Here is a 21,646-nt window from a genome sequence, read left to right on the forward strand (position 1 = left end):
GGAGCATAGATAACTATGTGACCAAGGTGAGCGAGCGTAGCCAACGCACCTGCAACGTGAAGTATGACGTGATAGATTGAGGCCACGATGCGCTATAACATCCATGGCCGTCTTATTTACGATGCAACGGACGGCACTCTAACAATACCGGGAAGCAATGAGGCGGACAGCCAGCTGTCAATTACCGCCAACGCGCTGCTGTGGTTTTTCCTGCGCCATACCGCCGTGGTTAGCCGTGATGAGGTGCTTAAAAAGGTCTGGGATGATAACGGGTTAACTTCGTCGAACAGCAATCTCAATCAGTATCTGAGCATGCTGCGCAAAACCTTCCGCCACTACGATATCGATAATATTATTGTCACCGTGTCGCGCGGCCTGCTGCAACTCAACCCGGATCTCACCATTGAGATGCTTGATGCCAGCCCTGAGCCAGAGCCGACGCCAGCTCATGCATCGAGCGAAGCCGCTGCTCCGGAAGAACACAATCCCGCTCCCACCCGCCACGCGCGCGGTACCTGCTGGTATCTTGCCGGCGTCTGTCTGCTCACTATCTCCTTGCTGCTGGTGGTGTGCAGCTTTCTCGGCAGCAGCGAGTCGCGCCCCATCACCCTGACGCAAATGAGCCACAGCCAGTGTGAGCTGCTGGCCAGCGATGAGATGCTGCGCTCCGTTGCCGGAACCGCCTACGGTAAGAATTTTGACGCCGTACGCCAGCGTCTGAAGCTGGAGTGCAAACCCGGCGAACGCTTTGTCTTCTTCTATGGCGACCGGCTGGAAACCAACGGCCTGGGCCGGGTATTCCTCGCCCACTGCGCCATGCATGAAGATAACCCGTTCAGCTATTGCGATAACTATTTTTATTATTCATGGAAGCCGCAATGAGACTCGCCCCTCGCCCCTTTTTCGCTCTTTCCAGCCTGGTGTTTATTGCCGCCGCCGGGTTCAGTGCCTGGAAGCTGCTGCCCGTCGAAAACGGCGGGATCATGAGCTGTTCGACAAAAGCGATTATGCGTTTTGAGAACATGGAGAAAGAGAACGTTAACGGCAACATTCATTTTAATTTTGCCGCTAACGGGAAGGGGTCGATGGTGGTCGAAGGCTATACCGACTCCGCCGCCGGTTGGCTCTATCTCCAGCGTTACGTCAAATTCAGCTACACCAGCAAGCGCATCTCTACCACCGAGCGCCACTACCGCATCAGCAAGTGGGAATCCAGCGCCTCGTCCATCGATGAGTCTCCGGACGTTATCTTCGACTACTTTATGCGTGAGATGTCCGACAGCCACGACGGCCTGTTCCTCAACGCACAGAAGCTCAATGAGAAAGCGATTCTGCTCAGCTCCATTAACTCGCCGCTCTACGTCTGTACGCTGAAGTCCGGCAGTAAACTTGACTAAGCTCACACCCTCTTTTCTTGCACCGCTTTTCACTTCGTAAAACCGCACTTTTTGCATTTAGCCTCACCGTCAAAATACGATCTTCCCCGCACTTCACGAAGGGTTAAATTACCCCTCTCCTGCAATAAATTAGCAACCTGTTAACATCTATCGGCTTCCGACTAAATGGTGAAAAAAACGCCATAACCGTCGCCACATCCTTCCCTCAACTACAGCATGAACAGATAAATCACAGCCTCATCCAATCTAAATTGCAGAACAAAAAACTAAAAACACTCCGGTAGCAGATTTAAATTTCACTTCACCGCCTACTCCCTATAGTGAACCCCGAACGCCGCTTCCGCGTCCTGATGCCGTTACGCGGACGGTTTTCCCGAATCACAAAACCTGTTCTGGAGGAAAAACCATGGGTGATGCATTAGGGCTTATCGAAACCAAAGGTCTGGTGGCCTGCATTGAAGCAGCGGATGCAATGTGTAAAGCCGCCAACGTCGAGTTGATTAGCTATGAAAACATCGGCTCGGGGCTGGTCACCGTCATGGTGAAGGGCGATGTCGGCGCGGTGAAAGCGGCGGTGGATTCCGGCGTGGAATCGGCGCAGCGCATCGGTGAAGTGGTGACCTCGCTGGTGATTGCTCGTCCGCATAACGACATCAACAAAATTGTCATTAAACACAAGGCCTGAAGGCCAGGAGAACGCAAATGGGTGATGCATTAGGTCTGATTGAAACCAAAGGTCTGGTGGCCTGTATCGAAGCAGCGGATGCGATGTGTAAAGCCGCCAACGTCGAACTGATTGGTTATGAAAACGTCGGCTCCGGCCTCGTCACCGCGATGGTGAAAGGCGACGTCGGTGCGGTGAAAGCGGCTGTCGATTCCGGCGTGGAATCCGCACAGCGCATCGGTGAAGTGGTGACCTCGCTGGTTATCGCCCGCCCGCATAACGACATCAACAAAATCGTCTCACATTACAAAATCATGGATTAACCGGAGAAAAACCTGATGAAAGAAGCGCTAGGGCTTATCGAAACCAAAGGTCTGGTGGCCTGTATTGAAGCCGCAGATGCAATGTGCAAAGCCGCCAACGTCGAGCTGATTGGCTATGAAAACGTCGGCTCCGGCCTCGTCACCGCGATGGTGAAAGGCGACGTCGGTGCGGTAAATGCCGCCGTGGATTCCGGTGTGGAAGCGGCAAAACGCATTGGCGAAGTCGTCACTTCTCGCGTCATCGCGCGTCCGCATAACGATATCGAAAAAATCGCGGCGCAGCACAAAGCATGACCTGACAGGGCGCGCCCCGTCTCCACTCTTTTAGTCTGATGAAGGATAGACTCATGATTGAACTGGATAACGATTTGCAGTCCCGACAGAACGCCCGGGAACTGGTGCGCAATGCCAAAAAGGCGCAGGCGATTCTGGCCACCTTTTCGCAGCAGCAAATCGACGCCATCGTGAAGAACGTGGCCCAGGAAGCGGCGCATCATGCCGAAGCGCTGGCGAAAATGGCCGCGGAAGAAACCGGTTTTGGCAACTGGCAGGACAAAGTGCTGAAGAACCGTTTCGCCTCGCTGCGCGTCTACGACGCCATCAAAGATATGAAGACCGTCGGCATCATTCATGACGATCAGGTACAAAAAGTGATGGACGTGGGCGTGCCGCTAGGGGTGATTTGCGCGCTGGTGCCGTCCACCAACCCGACATCCACTGTTATCTACAAAACGCTGATTGCCCTGAAAGCCGGTAACGCGATTATCTTCTCCCCGCATCCGGGCGCGCGCCAGTGCAGCTGGAAAGCAATTGAAATTGTTAAACGCGCAGCCGAAGCGGCAGGCGCCCCGGCCGGTAGCGTTGACGCCATTAGCCAGTTGACCCTCGAGGCCACGTCAGAGCTGATGCACAGCAAAGACGTATCGCTGATTCTGGCGACCGGCGGTGAAGGCATGGTACGCGCAGCTTACGCCTCCGGCACGCCGACCATCAGCGGTGGTCCGGGTAACGGCCCGGCGTTTATCGAACGCAGCGCCGATATTCACCATGCGGTGAAAGATATCATTACCAGCAAAACCTTCGATAACGGCGTCATCTGCGCCTCCGAGCAGTCAATTATCGTCGAACGCTGCATTTACGACGACGTTCACCGCGAGCTGGAAGCCCAGGGCGCGTACTTTATGAACGAAAGCGAAGCGGCAAAAATGGCGGCTCTGCTGCTACGTCCGAACGGCGCGATCAACCCGAAAACGGTTGGCAAAACTGCGCTGTATCTGAGCCAGATGGCCGGGTTCTGCGTTCCGGCCAGCACCCGCGTGCTGATTGCCGAACAGACCACGGTATCGCACTCCAACCCCTATTCGCGGGAAAAACTGTGCCCGGTCCTCGGCCTGTACGTGGAAGAAGACTGGAAAGCGGCCTGTCACCGCGTGGTGGAGCTGCTGACCAACGAAGGTCTCGGCCACACGCTGGTGATCCACACCCGCAACCAGGACGTTATCCGCCAGTTCTGCCTCGAAAAACCGGTCAACCGCATTCTGATCAACACCCCGGCGGCGCTGGGCGGTATCGGCGCGACCACCAATATCACCCCGGCCCTGACTCTGGGCTGCGGCGCGGTGGGCGGCGGCTCCAGCTCCGACAACGTCGGACCGATGAACCTGCTCAACATCCGCAAAGTGGGCTACGGCGTGCGCTCCATTGATGAACTGCGCGCCCCGAGCAGCCGCCCGGAACCGCAGCCCACCATCGTCAGTCCGGCGGATAACCCGAACCGCAGCATCTTTGACGACGATCGCTTTAACTCCCCGGCAGCTGTAGCGCCAGTGGCTCACGCCACCAGCAGCGAGGATGACCGTTTTGCTACCGCAGCGACCGCTGGCGCAGAAAGCGAGATCAACGAGCAAAACGTGGAACGCGTCATCCGCCAGGTGCTGGAGCGCCTCGGTAAGTAACACATTGATATAAGGCGATAAAGACAATGATTCTCGCAAAGGTAGTTGGACATGTCGTCGCCACGCAGAAGTGCGATGAGCTACGGGGAAGCAACCTGCTGCTTATCACCAAATTAGATGATGACCAGCAGCCGATGAAAGACCAGACCTGGGTTGCCGTGGATAGCGTTGGTGCCGGTATGCATGACATCGTGCTGGCCGAAGAGTATCTGGCGCTCAACAAAGACCGCTACAAGGCCATGTCGGTGGTCGCCATTGTCGAGAACGTGTTTCGGGACGCTTAAGGAGTCAATAACCCAATGAGTGAATTTTTGCTGAAACCCCGGATCCGCTTTGGTCAGGACGCGCTTGCCATCCTGAACGAGCTGCCCGCCCGCAACGTGCTGCTGGTCACCGACCAGGCAATGGTCAAATTTGGCCTCGCCGATTGCGTTACGCAGATCCTCAATGCGCGCGGCATCGCCTTCCAGGTCTGGGACGACGTGGTCGCCGACCCGGATATCGCCACCGTAGTACGCGGTATGAAGCGGATGGATAACAGCTATCCGGATCTGGTTATCGCGCTGGGCGGCGGTTCGGTGATTGATGCAGCCAAAGCGGTTATTTTCGCCCTGGCGCAAACCCGTCCGGACGCTCACCGCAAACCGCCTTGCTTCGTGGCGATCCCCACGACCAGCGGCACCGGTTCGGAAGTCACCGCCTTTTCGGTGGTGAAGGCCCATGCCGAGAAGCTGGTGCTGGTGGACCCGTCACTGCTGCCGGATATCGCCATTCTCGACCCGGCGCTGGTGGCCTCGGTGCCGCCGGCGATCACCGCCGATACCGGAATGGACGTGCTGTGCCATGCGCTGGAGGCTTATGTCTCCCGCGCCGCCAGCGACTTTTCCGATGCTTTAGCGGAAAAAGTGGTGCAGCAGGTATTTCGCTATCTGCCGACCTGCTGGCGCAACGGTCATGACCTGCTGGCGCGGGAAAAAATGCACAACGCCTCCTGCATGGCGGGCATGGCCTTCACCAACGCATCACTCGGCATCACCCACAGCCTGGCCCATGCGCTCGGCGGCGTGTTCCGCGTACCGCATGGTCGCGCCAATGCCCTGCTGATGGCGGAAGTGGTGGCCTGGAATGCGGATTATCAAGGGCAGTGCGATACCGATGCCGCCCGCAAATACGCCCGATTAGCCCATCTGCTGGACCTGCCTGCGACCACGACCCGCCAGGGCGTCGCTAGCCTGCTGGTCGCCATTCAGGCGCTGAAAGACGAAATGACCATGCCATCCGGCATTCGCGATACCGGCGTCGATGCTGGTGATTTCGAACAGCGGCTGGCAGAGATGGTCGGCCAGGCGCTACGCGACAGCTGTACCCCGACGAACCCACGCGCGCCGGACGCTCACGCACTTACCGAACTCTATCGCCGGGCATGGACCGGCAACGCCGTTCAGGGCCACTGATAACAAGATTTGGAGAACCTTACCCATGGCACACTACAGCTTAACGCCGCGCGTCAAAGTGTTGGCAGAACGTTTACTCTCACAAAAAAGCACCCTGTGCACCGAACATGCCACCACGCTGAACGCCCTTGATGGCGACATCGCGGGCGTTCCCGCCGCCGTCAAACCGGCGCGCCGCTTCTATGAACTGATGCGCCAGCTGCCGCTGTGCATCAGCGCCGATGAATTGATTGTCGGCAACCAGACCCGTAAACCGCACGGGGCGATTTTCCACGACGAAAGCGCCGTCCGTCGCCCGTCCGCCTTCCAGTTCCTCAATCTGAACAGCGAGCTCGACTCCCCGGACTACAAGCTGGTGGTCGAAAAAGGCGTACTGGCGATTAAACACCAACTGGAAGAGAAAACCCGCGCACTGGGCAGCGCCGTCAGCCGCAGCGGCATGGACGAAGTCAACGGCTGTCGCGCCGCAATTTATGCCTGCGACGCCCTGATGGCGCTGGCGCAAAATCTGGCTAATAGCGCAGAACAACTGGCCGCCGCGGAAACCAACGCTTACCGCAAGGCGGAGTTGTTAGAGAGCGCCGCTATTCTGCACCACGTTCCGGCCCATCCGGCGCGCAGCTTTAAAGAAGCCTGCCAGTCATTCTATCTGTTCCAGCTGGCGCTTCAGCTGGACAACGGCAGCTACGCCGTCAACCCGGAAGGGGCGGACAAAGCCCTGCATCCTTACTACCAGCACGATATCAACAGCGGCGCGCTGTCTCAGCAGCAGGCGTATGAAATCGTCGAGTCTTTATGGTTCAAGCTGGCTGAACTCAGTGAAGTCCGCGCCGCCTGCGCTATCGACGGCTACCCGATGTTCGATGCCATGCTGCACGGCGCCAGCCTTGAGAATGCGCGCATCAACGAACTCTCTGACATGTTCCTCAGCGCTCAGCAAAACCTCAGCGCTCTGCATCTGCCGGTACGTTTGTTCAAGGGTGTACAGCACGTTTCTGCCACCCCGTTTGCCGCCACCAGCGAGACGCCTGCAGCGGAAGGTTTAACGCCGCGTATGCAGCGCCTGCGCAACCACTATCTGACCGTGCGCCCAAGCGTCTCCATCTACCGCGCGCTGGCCTTTACCGAAGTGGTGAAAGCCAACCCCGGTATGCCGACCATTCTGCTGCGCGCCAAAGCCTTCCGCCACGCCTGCGAAACCGCGCCGATTCTGATTCAGGACGATGAGCTGATTGTCGGCCATCCGTGCGGCAAACCGCGTGCGGGCGCGTTCTCGCCGGATATCGCCTGGCGCTGGGTCCGCGACGAGCTCGACACCATGAGCACCCGTCCGCAGGATCCGTTTGAAATCAGCGAAGAAGATAAAAAGACCATCCGCGAAGAGATCGTGCCGTTCTGGGAAGGCCGCTCGCTGGATGAGATCTGTGAAGCGCAGTACCGTGAAGCGGGCGTATGGGCGTTCAGTGGCGAAACCTTCGTCAGCGACCTCTCCTATCATCAGATCAACGGCGGCGGCGATACCTGCCCGGGCTACGACGTGCTGCTGTTCACCAAAGGGATGAACGGCATTAAAGCCGACGCCGAGGCGCATCTCGCCAGCCTGAGCATGGAAAACCCGGAAGATATCGACCGCATCTACTACTACAAAGCGGCGATTGAAACCTGCGAAGGGGTGGTGAACTACGCACACCGTATTGCGGCCCGCGCCCGCGAACTGGCCGCCGTTGAGCAGAACGCCCAGCGCCGCGCCGAACTGCTGACTATCGCCGAGGTGAACCAGAACGTCCCGGCGAACCCGCCGAAGACCTTGCAGGAAGCGCTGCAAAGCATCTGGACCGTGGAGTCGCTGTTTGAAATCGAAGAGAACCAGACCGGCCTGTCGCTGGGCCGCGTTGACCAGTACTGCTACCCGATGTTCGAAGCGGATATCCGCGAAGGCCGCCTGACTCACGATAGCGCGCTGGAGATGATGCAGGCGTTTATCATCAAGTGCGCCGAGCTGATGTGGATGTCCAGCGAGCTGGGGGCGAAATATTTTGCCGGTTATCAGCCGTTTATCAACCTGACCGTCGGCGGCCAGAAGCGTTCCGGCGGCGATGCCTGTAACGATCTGACGTACCTGATTATGGATGCCGTGCGCTTTGTGAAGGTTTACCAACCGTCGCTGGCCTGCCGTATTCATAACCAGTCGCCGCAGAAGTACATGGAAAAAATCGTCGATGTGGTAAAAGCGGGGATGGGCTTCCCGGCCTGTCACTTCGATGACTCGCATATCAAGATGATGCTGCGCAAAGGTTTTGATTTCGAAGACGCGCGCGACTACTGCCTGATGGGCTGCGTTGAGCCGCAAAAATCCGGTCGTATCTATCAGTGGACCTCCACCGGCTATACCCAGTGGCCGATCGCCATTGAGTTCGTCCTCAACCGTGGCCGGATGGTGCTGTTTGACAGCTATCAAGGGTTGGATACCGGCGACCTGCGCGACCTGCACACCTTCGAAGAATTTGATGCAGCCGTGAAAAAGCAGATTGCCCATATCGTGCGCCTGTCGGCTATCGGTACGGTTATCAGCCAACGCGTACACCGCGACGTGGCGCCGAAGCCGCTGATGTCGCTGCTGGTGGAAGGCTGCATGGAGCAAGGCAAAGATGTCGCCGCCGGCGGTGCGATGGTCAACCACGGTCCGGGGCTGATTTTCTCCGGTCTGGCGACCTATGTCGACTCCCTCGCCGCTATCCGCAAGCTGGTGTTCGAAGATAAAAAATACACCCTTGAGCAGATGCGTGACGCGATGCTGGCCAACTTCGAGGGCTTTGAAGGCCTGCGCCGCGACTGCCTGAACGCGCCGAAGTACGGTAACGACGATAACTACGTAGACCAGTACGCGCTGGATATCACCGAGTGGACCGAGCGCGAGTGCCGTAAGTACAAGATGCTTTACTCCACCTTGAGTCACGGCACCTTGTCTATCTCCAACAACACGCCGATTGGCGAACTGACCAACGCCACGCCTAACGGCCGTCTGGCCTGGATGCCGCTCTCCGACGGTATCAGCCCAACCCAGGGCGCGGATAAGCAGGGTCCAACGGCGATCATCAAGTCAGTGAGCAAAATGAACGTCGAAACCATGAACATCGGCATGGTGCATAACTTCAAGTTCCTCAAAGGGCTACTGGATACCCCGGAAGGACGCCACGGTCTGATTACGCTGCTGCGCACCGCGTCGATTCTTGGCAACGGCCAGATGCAGTTCAGCTACGTCGATAACGAAGTGCTGAAAAAAGCGCAGCAGGAGCCGGAAAAATATCGCGACCTGATCGTCCGCGTGGCGGGCTACAGCGCCTACTTCGTCGAGCTGTGCAAAGAAGTTCAGGACGAGATTATCAGCCGTACCGTGATTGAGAAGTTCTGATAAAGACATGGACGTTTTTGGACAAGGATGTCCTGGCAATTTTTTTCTGGAGGCAAGCGTGAATAAAGAATTAACCGGGCGAATATTCAATATTCAGAAATATTCGATCTATGACGGCGATGGAATTCGCACGCTGGTTTTTTTCAAAGGCTGCAATATACGCTGCCCGTGGTGCGCTAACCCGGAAGGGCTCAATAGCCAGTTTCAGGTGATGTTTTCGCAGGATAAATGCATTAACTGCGGCGACTGCGTCAACGTCTGCCCGGCGGGCATTCATTATCGGGCGGAAGAAAATGGCGAAATAAAGCACTTCGTCAATCGTAATAAAGACTGTATCGGCTGCCGCAAGTGTGAAGAGATTTGCACGCAAAGCGCGCTGGATATTATGGGCAAAGATGTCACCGTCAGCGAGCTGATGGAGATAATCATGCAGGATTATGATTTTTATATCTCCTCCGGCGGCGGCGTCACCATCGGCGGCGGTGAAATGAGCCTGCAGACCGATTTTGCCGTCGCGCTATTTAGCGAATGCAAAAAGATGATGCTCAATACCGCTGTTGAAACCCAGGGCACCACGCCGCTGGCTAATTATCAAAAGCTGGCGCCGGTAACCGACACGTTTTTATTCGATATTAAGCAAATTAACAGCGAGCACCATAAAGCGCTATTTGGTATCGGCAACGAAGGGATTCGCCGCAATCTGGAATGGCTGGTGGATTCCGGCGCTAACGTGATTATCCGTATGCCATTGGTGCGCGGCTATAACGACTCATTCGATGCGATTACCGGGGCCATTGATTATGTGCAGAAACTGGCGAAGCGCGGGAACATCCGCCGCATCGACATGCTGCCGTACCACCAGCTCGGGCGCAAAAAATATGAGCGCCTCGATATGCCCTATCCCATCACTCAGGACCCGACTTATTCCGCCGAAGAGTTGAACCGGCTGGAAACGTTTTTCACGCAGTTTGATTTTGATATTCGCTTAGTCCGCCATTAACAGGAGCCGACAATGAAAAGTTTAGGCGTAATTGAAACGCGAGGGTTAGTTGCCGCCGTTCAGGCCGTAGATGCCGCCTGTAAAAGCGCAGGGGTGACCTGCATTGGCTACCGCAAGGTCGGTTCGGGGCTGGTGAGCGTCTGTTTTGAAGGTGAGATCAGCGCTATCCACACCGCCATCGAACGCGGCGTCGCCGTCGCTGCGGTCATCGACCCGCAGGTCAAATCCCTGACGATCGCTCGTCCGGAACGCAGCGTCGTGGAAGCCCTCAGCACCCTGAAAGGTCGACCACCGCGCGCTGAAGCCCATGTCGAAACACCCGCAGAAGCTGAAGTCCAGGTTGACGTTAAAACCAGCGAGCCGATCCCAGCAGAAAAAGAAACGGCAGAACCCGCCGCGCCGCCAGCCCCAGCGCCGACGGAAGATAAAAACGCGGCGATGAGGAAAGGGAAGAAGGCATGATCGACACCCTGCTATATGAAAAAATCGCCGCCCGCCTGAGCCTCGTCGCCCCGGCTATCCCGGTCGGCATCTCTAACCGTCATGTCCATCTGGCGCAGCAAGACGTTGAGGCGTTATTCGGCAAGGGTTACGCTCTGACGCCGTTTAAACCGCTGCGTCAACCGGGGCAATTCGCCGCCCAGGAGTGCGTCACCGTGGTCGGTCCGAAAGGCTCGCTGACCAACGTTCGCGTCCTCGGCCCGACCCGCCCGGTTTCGCAGCTGGAAATATCCCGTGCCGATTGCTTTACCCTCGGCGTCAAAGCGCCGGTTCGCGAATCCGGCCAACTGGAGAACGCGGGCAGCGCGCTGCTGATTGGCCCCGCAGGCCACGTCGAACTGCACTCGCAGGTGATCTGCGCCTGGCGGCATATCCATATGTCGCCGCAGGACGCCCGCCAGTTGAACGTGACCAACGGTCAGAAAGTCAGCGTGCGCAGCGACGGCGAGCGCCAGCTAACCTTTGACGAAGTGGTGGTACGGGTGCGTGAAGACTTCGCGCTGGAGTTTCATATTGATACCGAAGAGGCCAACGCCGCCGGATTAAAGAACGGCGCGCAGGTCACGCTCATCGGTTAACGGAGGCTCGCCATGACCGACGAACAGATTGAATGCCTCGTTGAACGCATTATCCAGCGCCTGAAACCGCCGGTACTGGTGATGGTGACCGCCGCGACGGGATACCGGCATGCCATTCGCCAGCGGCTGGCGGGCTGCGGCGAAAGTCTGCATCTGGCGCTGGATAGCGGAATTGAAGACGGCGAGCAGTGGCAGGCTCTCGGTAAAACGCTGCCTGCTGCCGACTGGCAAAATGCGCTGCCTTCCGCTCCCTATAAAGCGCTGCTGTTGCCGTTTCTCGACTACCCGTTGGCGGCAGATCTGGTGAACGGCTCCCTGCACAGTCCGCTTGCCTGGCGCGTGCATGATGCCCTGCTGAGCGGCCTGCCGGTGCTGGCGCTACGCTATCACTGCGACCCTGCCAGCGAACTGAACCAGCTGCTGGGCGCGCAGCCGAACTCCGCTTACGCCGGACATATGCAGGCCACGCTGGCCCGCCTGGCGGACTGCGGCGTCACGCTGTGCACCATGAACGAACTGCTGGAGAGGCTTGTATCGGGTAGCGGAGCATCAACATCGCCGGTGAGCAACCCGCGGCGTTATCTCACTGTCACAGATGTGGTGAATAATCCGGCGCTGGCCTGCGCGCCCGAAGCTCAGTTGACCGATGCCGCTATCGATTTTTTAAAAAACAGAAAAAAAGAACCTTACCTTAAATAGTAAACCCGGAGTTTAACTTATGTCTTCAAAAACAAAATGTTGGCTATGGATGCTGTTGGTTATTGTTTCCGAAACCTCAGCCACATCCACCCTCAAAATGTTCGGCAGCAGTGAAGGAACGACCAAAATGCTGCTGCTCGGGCTGCTGGTGTTGCTGTATTGCACCTGCTACTACTCCCTATCACGGGCGGTCAAAGATATCCCCGTTGGTCTGGCCTACGCCACGTGGTCCGGCACCGGTATCCTCGTGGTTTCCACGCTGGGCATGGCGTTTTACGGCCAGCATCCGGACACCGCCGCCATTATTGGAATGGTGGTTATTGCCGCCGGTATCGTGATCATGAACCTGTTTTCCAAAATGGGTAGCGAAGAGAGCGAAGAAACGCCTGCTGAACCAGTCGCCTCTGCTTCATCCCTGGACAAAAAAGTCGCCAACTAACACAAAAGGAATCGCATATGTTTAACCTCGGATTTTTATGGCTGGCGCTGTCTATCGGCTCCGAAATCACCGGCACGTCAATGATCAAAAAGACCAACGGTTTTAGCAAACTGGCACCGTCGGTACTGGTGGTCTGCGCCTACGGTCTGTGCTACTTCGCCCTCACCCGCGCGATGAGCACCATTCCGGTGGGCGTCGCCTATTCGCTGTGGTGCGGCTTTGGCATCGTCGGCGTCACGATTTGCTCGATGATCCTCTATAAACAAAAACCGGATATCCCGGCAATCCTCGCTATGGTGCTGATTATTTCCGGCGGCATCATCATGAACGTCTTCTCCAGCATGTAACGAGATTCGGGCTGCTTTGAGCGAAAACGCAAAGAAGCAGTCCGAAAACGCATGCAACGTCGTCAAATAGTCGTTAACGCTTCGGAAATTCTCCTTATGACTGGTACAAACTCCCTCCTGCCGCAGCGGCTACAAATCCTTAAGGATGCGTACCTGTCGGCAAAACCTAGCATTACGATTAACAGAGCGCTGGCCTATACGGAAGTATTCAAAAAACACCCTGACCTGCCAAGAAATGTTCTGCGGGCAAAAGGTTTTCGCCGCGCCTGCGAAACCGCACCGCTGCTTATTCAGGATCGCGAGCTGATTGTCGGTCACCCCTGTGGCAAACCGCGCGCAGGCTCCTTTTCGCCGGATACGGCATGGCAATGGGTCGCAGATGAATTAGAAACTATCGGTACCCGACCACAGGATCCCTATTTTATTAGTGAAGAAGATAAAAGGGTGATGCGAGAGGAGCTATTCCCTTTCTGGCAGGGTAAATCTCTGGCCGAAGAGTGCGAAAAAGTATTACGCCAGGAGGATGAAGAGCTATGGGAATTTGGCGCACAGGCGGCCATTAGCGACCTGACTTACCATATTACCAGCGGCGGCGGCGATACCAGCCCAGGTTACGACAATATCTTATTCCCAAAAGGGATTAACGGTTTAAAAAGAGAAGCAGAACTTTCTCTCGCTGAATTGTCCCCGGAGAATAAACATCACCAGGATCAAATTGCTTTTTACCAGGCGGCGATAGAGTGCTGCGAAGGCATTTTAACCTATGCGGCCAGGCTCTCAGCCCATGCCCTTGAACTCGCAGCAAAAGAAACCGATCCACAGAGAAAAGACGAATTAAGATCGATCGCGGCGGTAAATGCTCGCGTGCCCGCGTATCCTCCCGAAACATTCCATGAGGCATTGCAGGCAATATGGACGATTCAATCGCTCTTTTTACTGGAAGAAAACCAGTGCAGCACCTCGCTCGGACGCATTGACCAGTATGTTTATCCATACTTTGCCGCAGGAATAGCCTCAGGAAAAATAGATAACCAGCAGGCGCTGGAATTAATGGGCTGTTTTATTATTAAGTGCTCAGAAATGATTTGGTATACTCCAGGTGCGACAGCCAAGTATTTCGCGGGTTATATGCCATTCATTAATATGACCGTTGGTGGTCTGAAAAGAGAAGGCGGTGACGGCACTAACGATCTGACTTATCTTATTATGGATGCGGTTGAAAAAGTGAAGGTTTATCAGCCATCCCTCGCCTGTCGGATCCATAATCAATCTCCGCAACGTTATTTAGATAAGATTGTCGATATTATTAAAACCGGCATCGGCATGCCCGCGTGTCATTTTGACGATGCGCATATAAAAATCATGCTCAGAAAAGGCTTCGATTTTGAAGATGCCCGCGACTACTGCCTGATGGGCTGCGTGGAACCGCAACGATCCGGACGGATCCACCAATGGACCGCCGGCGGTTTTACCCAGTGGCCGATTACCCTTGAAATGGCGCTCAACCGTGGCGTACTCAAATCTTATGGCGACAAGCGCTGGCTGGATACCGGCGACGTCGATGCTCTGGCGACCTGGGACGAATTTGCCGCCGTGGTCAAGCGCCAGCTTGATTACCTGATCGAGATGAACGCGAAAGGCACCAATATTATTCAGCGCATCTTCCGCGACATCACCCCGACGCCGTATATGTCTCTCTTCATTGATGGCTGTATGCAAAACGGGCAGGACGTCACCGCTGGAGGCGCGGTTCTGTATGATGGGCCAGGAACGATTTTCGCCGGTCTGGGCACTTTTGTGGACAGCATGGCGGCCATAAAGAAACTGGTGTATGACGACAAAAAATATACCCTCGCCGAACTCAGAAAAGCGCTTGATGCAAATTGGGGAGGATATGAACATATCCGACGCGATTGTAAACATGCGCCTAAATATGGCAATGATGATAGCTATGCCGATGATATTGCCGTTGATATTGTTGATTACACTGAAAAGAGAATGAACCAACATCGTTCCCTTTATGCCAGACATATTCACGGAACCCTGTCGCAATCATTCAATACGCCGCTAGGTGGCATGATCGGCGCCACGCCGGATGGTCGAGAGGCTTTTGCGCCGCTCTCCGATGCCATGAGTCCAACCCAGGGTGCCGATACCCAGGGCCCAACGGCGGTCATTAAATCCGTCTCCAGAATCAACGTCGAATCCATGAGCCTGGGAATGGCGCACAACTTTAAACTCAGCCAAAGCGCGCTGGACACCCCAGAAAGCCGCAATGGCATTATTACTCTGCTGCGGACGGCCTCGGTGATGGGAAACGGGCAGATGCAGTTTAACTGTATTGATAACGCAACCCTGGTTAAAGCGCAGAAATGTCCGGAGCAATATCGAGATCTTATTGTTCGGGTCGCGGGCTATAGCGCATTTTTTGTTGAGCTTTGCAAAGACGTTCAGGATGAGATTATTAGCCGTACCGTAAATCATTAAAAACTCAATGAGACTTAATCCTCAATAACCACGATGGATTTAAAAACACAAAATGTTATAACAAAGCCTGCTATTTAAAAAAACAAGACCAGCGTCAAAGTTTAAGGTTGCGCTTATCAATAAATAATATTTTGTGATTTCAATCGTGGTTATTTTCTCAGTTTACCCTATTTTTATCACACCCCTTCCCCAACAGAGGACGATGTAATGACGCAAAAATCGATTTATCGCCTCATTGCCCAGGGCGGCCTGGACGACTGGTACAATCTCGATCACCGTATCTCCAACGACTTCCCACGTTAATTCTCCGCTGCTGCTCACTTTACAAAAAAATTAAATCAATACTGCGTTGAGTCGCTATTTGTTGCGCCTGTCATTTGTCGCCGAATAGCCAAACGCGGCACAGCATCCCCATGGAGAAAATAAATGAAACGTATCCCTGAGCCGTTCCGCATTAAAATGGTCGAAAATATTCGTATGACCACCTTTGACGATCGCGTCAAAGCCCTGGAGGAAGCGGGCTATAACCCGTTCTTACTCAATAGCCAGGACGTTTATATCGACCTGCTGACCGACTCCGGCACCGGCGCGATGAGCGACCATCAGTGGGCCGGACTGATGATGGGCGACGAGGCCTATGCCGGGTCGCGCAACTATCAGCACTTGTGCGAAAAGGTCAAAGAAATTATCGGCTACCCGTATACTATTCCTACTCACCAGGGGCGCGGCGCGGAGCAAATTCTGTTCCCGAGCCTGATTGCCCGCCGCAAGTCGGCGCATCCGGTGTTTATTTCTAACTTCCACTTCGACACCACCGCCGCTCACGTTGAACTCAACGGCGCGAAAGCGATTAACGTGGTGACGCCAAAAGCCTTCGATACCACCTCGTGGTACGACTGGAAAGGCAACTTTGATATTGATTTGCTGAAGGCGACCATTGCCGAGCACGGCGCGGAAAACGTCGCGGCGATTATTACTACCGTTACCTGTAATAGCTCCGGCGGCCAACCAGTGTCGCTGGCGAATATGCGCGAGGTGTACCAGATTGCCCGCCAGAATAATATTCCGGTGGTGATCGACTCCGCCCGTTTCTGCGAAAATGCGTGGTTTATTAAACAGCGCGAAGAGGGCTACGCCGATAAATCGGTGAAAGAGATTATTCTCGAGATGTATCAGTATGGCGATATGCTGACGATGTCCGCCAAGAAAGACCCGATGGTCAATATCGGCGGGCTGTGCTGCTTCCGTGATGACGAAGATTTATTTAACGAAGTGCGCATTCGCTGCGTGCCGATGGAAGGCTTTGTCACCTACGGCGGCCTGGCGGGACGCGATATGGAAGCGCTGGCTATCGGTCTGGAAGAAGGGACCAACGAAGATTACCTCGCTTATCGCATCAATCAGGTGGAATACCTCGGCGAGCGCCTGCGCGAAGGCGGCATTCCGATTCAGTATCCGACCGGCGGCCATGCGGTATTCGTCGACGCCAAACTGCTGCTTCCGCATATCCCGGCAGAGAAGTTCCCGGCCCACGCACTGAATAACGAACTGTACCTGGAAGCGGGTATCCGTAGCGTGGAAATCGGCTCTCTTCTGCTGGGCCGCGACCCGGAAACCGGCAAGCAGAAAGCGTCGCCGATGGAGCTGCTGCGCCTGACTATTCCGCGCCGCGTTTATACCAACGATCATATGGACTATATCGCTGATGCGCTGATTGCCGTTAAGTCCCGCGCCGCATCAATTAAGGGCCTGACCTTTACCTATGAACCGCCGGTACTGCGCCACTTCGTCGCCAGACTGAAACCGGTGAAATAACCCAAGCCCTCGGCGCTCTCGCAACGGGAGCGCCTTAAACTTCAAATAACGACTAATTAGCTCAATCACTCGGGTTGTGCCTGGGTAGCCGTTTGCCCGCAGCCTGTTACTTAATAGATAGCCACGTGAGGAATAACCTTATGGCTACATTATCGGTCTCAAAAGCGGTCTCAAAAAATACACCGTCGCTGATTGGCGGAGCAATGATTATCGGCGGCACCATTATTGGCGCAGGCATGTTCTCTTTACCGGTGGTGATGTCCGGAGCCTGGTTTTTCTGGTCGCTGCTGGCGCTGATATTTACCTGGTTTTGTATGTTGCATTCCGGATTAATGATTCTGGAAGCAAACCTGAATTATCATATTGGTGCCAGCTTCGATACGATTACAAAAGATTTACTGGGTAACGGCTGGAATATTATTAACGGACTTACCGTCGCCTTCGTATTATATATTTTGACCTACGCCTATATATCCGCCAGCGGTTCGGTTATCCAGCATACTTTTGCGCAAATGAATCTCACGGTACCGGCGCGCTTAGGCGGGCTGGCGTTCGCGCTGATCGTCGCCTTTATCGTCTGGCTGAGTACGAAAGCGGTAAGCCGGATGACCACTATCGTGCTGGGTGCCAAAATTCTCACCTTCTTTATGACCTTCGGCGGGCTGATGTGGCACGTCGAGCCTGCGATTCTGTTTAACCGCTCAGAAGCCAACGCATCATATTTGCCCTACGTGCTGATGACGCTGCCGTTCTGCCTGGCCTCATTTGGCTATCACGGTAACGTCCCCAGCCTGATGAAATATTACGGTAAAGATCCGCTAATCATTCGTCGCTGCCTGCTGCTTGGCACGCTGATGGCGCTGGTGCTGTATATCATCTGGCTGGTCGGTACCATGGGCAATATTCCGCGCCCGGCGTTTATCGATATCGCCGAGAAAGGCGGCAATATCGACGTGTTGGTGCAGACCTTAAGCGGCCTGCTGAACAGCTCCACGCTGGATTTACTGCTGACCGTATTCTCTAATTTCGCCGTCGCCAGTTCGTTTCTGGGCGTGACTCTCGGCCTGTTTGATTATCTTGCGGATCTGTTTAAGTTCGATGATAGCCGTCTGGGGCGTTTTAAAACCGCGCTGGTCACCTTCCTGCCGCCGATTGTCGGCGGACTGCTGTGGCCAAACGGGTTTATTTACGCCATCGGCTTCGCCGGTCTCGCCGCCACCGTGTGGGCTGCTATCGTTCCCGCTCTTCTGGCACGTGCCTCACGAAAACGGTTTGGTAGCCCGAACTATCGGGTATGGGGCGGCAATGCCATGATTATCCTGATTTTATGCTTCGGAGGCGCTAACGCGATAATTCATATCTTATCCAGTTTTAACCTGCTGCCGGTTTATCGCTAAATGAAAAAACCGCTTTTACTGCCGCTGCTTTTCGTGGCAGGATAAAAAGATGAACAGAAACGTTGTCGTAACTCACCTTTGTCGTTGGTGGCTGCCTGCATAACAGGCGGCATGATTTAACGTTTCCCATATTCAAAAGCCGCCGGAAGGCGGCTTTGTTATTTCTGAGTGGCGCCTTTCGGCCTGATTGCATTCGGAGGAGTCACTCATGAACAGTATAAAAACTATTTTGACCGGCGACCGCCCAACCGGCCAACTGCACCTCGGCCACTACGTCGGCTCCCTGCGCCAGCGCGTGCAGCTCCAGCACGACCACCAGCAATTTATCCTGATTGCGGACCTACAGGGGCTGACCGATAACGGCAGCAATCCGCAAAAAATCAGCAGTAATATTCTGGAAGTGATGGCGGATTATCTGGCCGTCGGCATCGATCCGCAGAAGACGACCATCTGTCTGCAATCGGCCCTACCGGCGCTGGCGGAGCTCAGCGCGCTATATATGAATATCGTCACCGTCGCCCGCGTTGAGCGTAATCCGACGGTCAAAAACGAAATCGCCCAGAAGGGATTTTCTCGTTCTCTTCCGGTAGGTTTTTTAGCCTATCCCATCAGCCAGGCCGCCGATATCACCGCCTTTAAGGCCGAACTGGTGCCTGTTGGAGATGACCAGTTGCCGATGATCGAACAGACCAACGAGATCGTGCACAAAATGAATAGCCTGACGACAACGCCCATCTTGCGGCACTGCAAAGCGCTACTCAGCGACGTCAGCCGCCTGCCGGGTATCGACGGCAACGCCAAAATGTCAAAATCGCTGGGAAATACGCTCACGCTTTCGGCCAGCGAAGAGGAGATCCACCGCGCGGTCAGCGCTATGTATACCGACCCAAATCACCTGCGAGTTGCCGATCCGGGCCAGATAGAAGGTAATGTGGTCTTTACTTATCTCGACGCCTTTCATCCTGATAAAACGTTGGTTGCCGATATGAAAGCACACTATCAGCGTGGTGGTCTTGGGGATCGGCAGTGCAAGAATGAGCTGGAGTCCTGTTTACAGGAACTGCTGGCACCGCTACGCGAGCGCCGGGCGACCTATATTCAGGATAAGGGCATGTTGCTGGAACTGCTGCGCCGGGGAAGCGAGCGGGCGCACCAGCTGACTCAACAAACGCTGCATGAAGTAAAATGTGGTCTGGGGCTGCCGGTGTTGTTTTGAGAGTCTGAGATATCTTCGCAGGCTCCACGAGCTCGCAGCCGGTGCGGCTATCTCCATCTCCCCGGTGACGGCTGACGCCTTACCGGGGCTACGGGCTCCCAGCCGTCTGCGGAATGGTAGCCTGGGAAGAACTCAGCCGCTTAATTGCCGTCGCCTTCATGCACCTTCACGCAGTTGCGTCCATCGCGCTTGGCGACGTACAGCGCGCTATCGGCATCGCGCAGCAGCAGATTGTAATCCGGATGACCGGTATGAACAGCGTAACCGATACTGGCGGTGATCGAAATTTCGGTTTCGGCGCCAACGCTAAACGCCAGCTGGCTGATTTTTTTACGCAGCCGCTCGAGGATAGTAAAGGCTTCCGCCGCTCCGGTTTCCACCAGCACCAGCAGAAACTCCTCGCCGCCGTAGCGGAAAATGTAGTCACTGGAACGAATGTTATCGCTGAGCAGTTCGGCAACGTGCTTGATCGCCCGGTCACCGACCATATGTCCCCAGCTGTCGTTAATTTCTTTAAAGTGGTCAATATCAATAATCGCCACCGTCATCGGCAGCTCATACTCCATCGCCAACGTCACTTCATGCTTAAGGACCACCGGCAGATAGCGACGGTTCAGCAGGCTGGTCAGCGTATCTTTGCCGCTTTGCATCTGCGACAGGCTGCTAAACAGAACCCCAAGTTGGCTACCAATCTGCTGACAATGGATATGGATCCCCTGCAGCAGGCTTTGCGTATTTTTATACTCTGAATCGTCTGCTGAAGACTTCCAGGCGGATAACAGGGTATCCACCTTGCTAATTAAGTCGGCGATTTCCTGCATTTGCGGATTTTTGTTAAAATAACGCACGCATTTATGGCGGAACCACAGGCCAAACTCCGAATCAGATAATAACGCCCCGTTAATATCCGTCTTATTATCGCTGACAATATTAAAAATAGCGGTATTTTCCCATCCTGAGAGCGAAGCCTGCTGTTTGCCATATTCCAGAGGCACGTTATCCATCAGGCTATACAGGCGGTACGCCTCTTCATTTTTCGTCGCCCGATAGTGCGACAAGGTGTAGGCGTGGCACATCATTTCGACTGCCATATTAATAGCCATGATGGCGTAGTAGATGGCGGCGACGCTGGTCTCACGATCAATCTCGCTGTCGCGGATATTTTCAATCAGCCCGGCCTTGAGCTGACGAGCGCCCCGCAGAACGGCCTCAGCCGGAATACCAATGCGCGAATGGATGCTGCCGATCAGGTACTGTCGCTCCGCCAGCGCCTGCAGATTTTCCTTCTCGCTCATCAGGATATCTCTCACCCACCCAGCGAGCGAGCTACTTAGCCGCTCCTGGACTAAATCATAGGTGAGATGCCTGGCGATATCCGGGTCCTGGAAAATAAAGTCATAAAAACGGGTCGCTAACGCCTCCGCCTGCTGCTCAGCAATATTTTTAAGCACCGATTTCACCTCTGGCGTCAGGCTGTCGTACAGCGGCAACCATTCCTTAAAAATAATGGAGATATATTTTTGGCTTTCATCTTTCATTGAATAAAGCGCTCGCCTGGCGTTAGTCTATTTTCAGGGCCGAAGATCATACAACAGTTCTTCTGCAGCAACCAGATTAAAAATGCGCCAGCTACCCGCCAATAATACCCTCTGGTTATTAGCGTTAAGGAATGGCTTATAAGTATGATGATTTAATGAAAAACGATGAAGATTGTATGAGCAAGGCCCGGAGCATTAAACCCAATAAGCATCATGGGTAATATTGCCTCACCGCGCCTCAGCGGTTTTTTTATGTTAACTCTACGACAAGTCCATGCTTTGTATATGGACATATTTATTGCGGGTGTTAGTATTGCATTGACGGTAGCAATAAATATGCGTGTTTCATTTAAGGCGAGGATTGCTGATGATGACCACATTAATCGCACCTCTTTCTGACCAGTTAGCAGCGCTGAAGGCGTCA

Annotated in this window: 20 protein-coding genes and 1 pseudogene; 20 read left to right on the plus strand and 1 reads right to left on the minus strand. The window is 54.7% G+C overall.

Going from position 1 to position 21,646, the window contains the following annotated elements; genetic code table 11:
• The first annotated feature begins 87 nt into the window (after positions 1 to 87).
• From FN082_RS08275 to trpS, 20 genes and pseudogenes are all read left to right on the plus strand, one after another.
• A complete protein-coding gene (locus FN082_RS08275) occupies positions 88 to 882 on the plus strand; it encodes a winged helix-turn-helix domain-containing protein (RefSeq protein WP_139539263.1) in 795 nt (264 codons plus the stop codon).
• Entirely contained in the window at positions 879 to 1,397 is a 519-nt protein-coding gene (locus tag FN082_RS08280) for a FidL-like protein (RefSeq protein ID WP_112215162.1), read from the plus strand. The genes FN082_RS08275 and FN082_RS08280 overlap by 4 nt, the downstream gene beginning before the upstream one ends.
• Before the next feature lie 406 nt (positions 1,398 to 1,803).
• Entirely contained in the window at positions 1,804 to 2,082 is a 279-nt protein-coding gene (locus FN082_RS08285) for a BMC domain-containing protein (protein WP_004098239.1), read from the plus strand.
• A gap of 17 nt (positions 2,083 to 2,099) precedes the next feature.
• Positions 2,100 to 2,384, plus strand: a complete 285-nt coding sequence (locus FN082_RS08290) for a BMC domain-containing protein (RefSeq protein ID WP_004098238.1) — start codon at positions 2,100 to 2,102, stop codon at positions 2,382 to 2,384.
• Between the two features lie 15 nt (positions 2,385 to 2,399).
• Positions 2,400 to 2,678 carry a BMC domain-containing protein gene (locus FN082_RS08295; protein ID WP_002442217.1) on the plus strand — a complete coding sequence of 93 codons (279 nt, stop codon included), beginning with the start codon at positions 2,400 to 2,402 and terminating at the stop codon, positions 2,676 to 2,678.
• Between the two features lie 53 nt (positions 2,679 to 2,731).
• Positions 2,732 to 4,339, plus strand: a complete 1,608-nt coding sequence (locus FN082_RS08300) for an acetaldehyde dehydrogenase (acetylating) (RefSeq protein WP_139539262.1) — start codon at positions 2,732 to 2,734, stop codon at positions 4,337 to 4,339.
• Between the two features lie 26 nt (positions 4,340 to 4,365).
• Entirely contained in the window at positions 4,366 to 4,623 is a 258-nt protein-coding gene (locus FN082_RS08305) for a EutN/CcmL family microcompartment protein (protein WP_112215166.1), read from the plus strand.
• 15 nt (positions 4,624 to 4,638) lie between these two features.
• A complete protein-coding gene (locus FN082_RS08310) occupies positions 4,639 to 5,793 on the plus strand; it encodes a 1-propanol dehydrogenase PduQ (protein ID WP_142981418.1) in 1,155 nt (384 codons plus the stop codon).
• A 25-nt stretch (positions 5,794 to 5,818) separates the two neighbouring features.
• The gene (cutC, locus tag FN082_RS08315) at positions 5,819 to 9,205 is read left to right on the plus strand and encodes a choline trimethylamine-lyase (protein WP_142981419.1); all 3,387 of its coding nucleotides are present in this window, start codon (positions 5,819 to 5,821) and stop codon (positions 9,203 to 9,205) included.
• 7 nt (positions 9,206 to 9,212) lie between these two features.
• A complete protein-coding gene (gene cutD, locus FN082_RS08320) occupies positions 9,213 to 10,205 on the plus strand; it encodes a choline TMA-lyase-activating enzyme (RefSeq protein ID WP_142981420.1) in 993 nt (330 codons plus the stop codon).
• A 12-nt stretch (positions 10,206 to 10,217) separates the two neighbouring features.
• Positions 10,218 to 10,667, plus strand: coding sequence for a BMC domain-containing protein (locus tag FN082_RS08325; RefSeq protein WP_142981421.1), 450 nt, complete (start codon positions 10,218 to 10,220; stop codon positions 10,665 to 10,667).
• The gene (locus FN082_RS08330; RefSeq protein ID WP_139539257.1) at positions 10,664 to 11,284 is read left to right on the plus strand and encodes a phosphate propanoyltransferase; all 621 of its coding nucleotides are present in this window, start codon (positions 10,664 to 10,666) and stop codon (positions 11,282 to 11,284) included. Before FN082_RS08325 ends, FN082_RS08330 begins: the two co-directional genes overlap by 4 nt.
• Before the next feature lie 12 nt (positions 11,285 to 11,296).
• The gene (locus tag FN082_RS08335) at positions 11,297 to 11,983 is read left to right on the plus strand and encodes a hypothetical protein (RefSeq protein ID WP_142981422.1); all 687 of its coding nucleotides are present in this window, start codon (positions 11,297 to 11,299) and stop codon (positions 11,981 to 11,983) included.
• Positions 11,984 to 12,002: 19 nt separating this feature from the next.
• Positions 12,003 to 12,422, plus strand: a complete 420-nt coding sequence (locus tag FN082_RS08340; RefSeq protein ID WP_139539255.1) for a DMT family transporter — start codon at positions 12,003 to 12,005, stop codon at positions 12,420 to 12,422.
• A gap of 17 nt (positions 12,423 to 12,439) precedes the next feature.
• On the plus strand, positions 12,440 to 12,769 hold the full coding sequence (locus FN082_RS08345) for a DMT family transporter (RefSeq protein ID WP_004108688.1): 330 nt from the start codon (positions 12,440 to 12,442) through the stop codon (positions 12,767 to 12,769).
• Positions 12,770 to 12,886: 117 nt separating this feature from the next.
• Positions 12,887 to 15,256: pseudogene (gene cutC / locus FN082_RS08350) on the plus strand (choline trimethylamine-lyase); the annotation flags it as partial.
• Between the two features lie 207 nt (positions 15,257 to 15,463).
• Positions 15,464 to 15,559: a tryptophanase leader peptide gene (gene tnaC, locus FN082_RS08355; protein WP_004098218.1), complete on the plus strand. Its 96-nt coding sequence runs from the start codon at positions 15,464 to 15,466 to the stop codon at positions 15,557 to 15,559.
• Positions 15,560 to 15,682: 123 nt separating this feature from the next.
• Positions 15,683 to 17,071 (plus strand): tryptophanase, encoded by a 1,389-nt coding sequence (tnaA, locus tag FN082_RS08360; protein ID WP_142981424.1) that lies wholly within the window; start codon positions 15,683 to 15,685, stop codon positions 17,069 to 17,071.
• 140 nt (positions 17,072 to 17,211) lie between these two features.
• Complete coding sequence (mtr, locus tag FN082_RS08365; RefSeq protein WP_112217330.1) at positions 17,212 to 18,468, plus strand: tryptophan permease; 1,257 nt, start codon at positions 17,212 to 17,214, stop codon at positions 18,466 to 18,468.
• Between the two features lie 208 nt (positions 18,469 to 18,676).
• Complete coding sequence (gene trpS / locus FN082_RS08370) at positions 18,677 to 19,684, plus strand: tryptophan--tRNA ligase (RefSeq protein WP_142981425.1); 1,008 nt, start codon at positions 18,677 to 18,679, stop codon at positions 19,682 to 19,684.
• A gap of 140 nt (positions 19,685 to 19,824) precedes the next feature.
• On the opposite strand, the gene FN082_RS08375 is transcribed toward trpS, so the two are convergent.
• Positions 19,825 to 21,222, minus strand: coding sequence for a diguanylate cyclase (locus tag FN082_RS08375; RefSeq protein ID WP_139539251.1), 1,398 nt, complete (start codon positions 21,220 to 21,222; stop codon positions 19,825 to 19,827).
• Between the last annotated feature and the right edge of the window lie 424 nt (positions 21,223 to 21,646).

Source organism: Klebsiella spallanzanii (assembly GCF_902158555.1).
Classification (GTDB): Bacteria; Pseudomonadota; Gammaproteobacteria; order Enterobacterales; family Enterobacteriaceae; genus Klebsiella; species Klebsiella spallanzanii.

Excerpts from the sequence above, each read along its gene's own strand:
- FN082_RS08275 (WP_139539263.1), top strand. The coding sequence starts at position 88 with ATGCGCTATAACATCCATGGCCGTCTTATTTACGATGCAACGGACGGC.
- FN082_RS08280 (WP_112215162.1), top strand. The coding sequence starts at position 879 with ATGAGACTCGCCCCTCGCCCCTTTTTCGCTCTTTCCAGCCTGGTGTTT.
- FN082_RS08285 (WP_004098239.1), top strand. The coding sequence starts at position 1,804 with ATGGGTGATGCATTAGGGCTTATCGAAACCAAAGGTCTGGTGGCCTGC.
- FN082_RS08290 (WP_004098238.1), top strand. The coding sequence starts at position 2,100 with ATGGGTGATGCATTAGGTCTGATTGAAACCAAAGGTCTGGTGGCCTGT.
- FN082_RS08295 (WP_002442217.1), top strand. The coding sequence starts at position 2,400 with ATGAAAGAAGCGCTAGGGCTTATCGAAACCAAAGGTCTGGTGGCCTGT.
- FN082_RS08300 (WP_139539262.1), top strand. The coding sequence starts at position 2,732 with ATGATTGAACTGGATAACGATTTGCAGTCCCGACAGAACGCCCGGGAA.
- FN082_RS08305 (WP_112215166.1), top strand. The coding sequence starts at position 4,366 with ATGATTCTCGCAAAGGTAGTTGGACATGTCGTCGCCACGCAGAAGTGC.
- FN082_RS08310 (WP_142981418.1), top strand. The coding sequence starts at position 4,639 with ATGAGTGAATTTTTGCTGAAACCCCGGATCCGCTTTGGTCAGGACGCG.
- cutC (WP_142981419.1), top strand. The coding sequence starts at position 5,819 with ATGGCACACTACAGCTTAACGCCGCGCGTCAAAGTGTTGGCAGAACGT.
- cutD (WP_142981420.1), top strand. The coding sequence starts at position 9,213 with ATGGACGTTTTTGGACAAGGATGTCCTGGCAATTTTTTTCTGGAGGCA.
- FN082_RS08325 (WP_142981421.1), top strand. The coding sequence starts at position 10,218 with ATGAAAAGTTTAGGCGTAATTGAAACGCGAGGGTTAGTTGCCGCCGTT.
- FN082_RS08330 (WP_139539257.1), top strand. The coding sequence starts at position 10,664 with ATGATCGACACCCTGCTATATGAAAAAATCGCCGCCCGCCTGAGCCTC.
- FN082_RS08335 (WP_142981422.1), top strand. The coding sequence starts at position 11,297 with ATGACCGACGAACAGATTGAATGCCTCGTTGAACGCATTATCCAGCGC.
- FN082_RS08340 (WP_139539255.1), top strand. The coding sequence starts at position 12,003 with ATGTCTTCAAAAACAAAATGTTGGCTATGGATGCTGTTGGTTATTGTT.
- FN082_RS08345 (WP_004108688.1), top strand. The coding sequence starts at position 12,440 with ATGTTTAACCTCGGATTTTTATGGCTGGCGCTGTCTATCGGCTCCGAA.
- tnaC (WP_004098218.1), top strand. The coding sequence starts at position 15,464 with ATGACGCAAAAATCGATTTATCGCCTCATTGCCCAGGGCGGCCTGGAC.
- tnaA (WP_142981424.1), top strand. The coding sequence starts at position 15,683 with ATGAAACGTATCCCTGAGCCGTTCCGCATTAAAATGGTCGAAAATATT.
- mtr (WP_112217330.1), top strand. The coding sequence starts at position 17,212 with ATGGCTACATTATCGGTCTCAAAAGCGGTCTCAAAAAATACACCGTCG.
- trpS (WP_142981425.1), top strand. The coding sequence starts at position 18,677 with ATGAACAGTATAAAAACTATTTTGACCGGCGACCGCCCAACCGGCCAA.
- FN082_RS08375 (WP_139539251.1), bottom strand. The coding sequence starts at position 21,222 with ATGAAAGATGAAAGCCAAAAATATATCTCCATTATTTTTAAGGAATGG.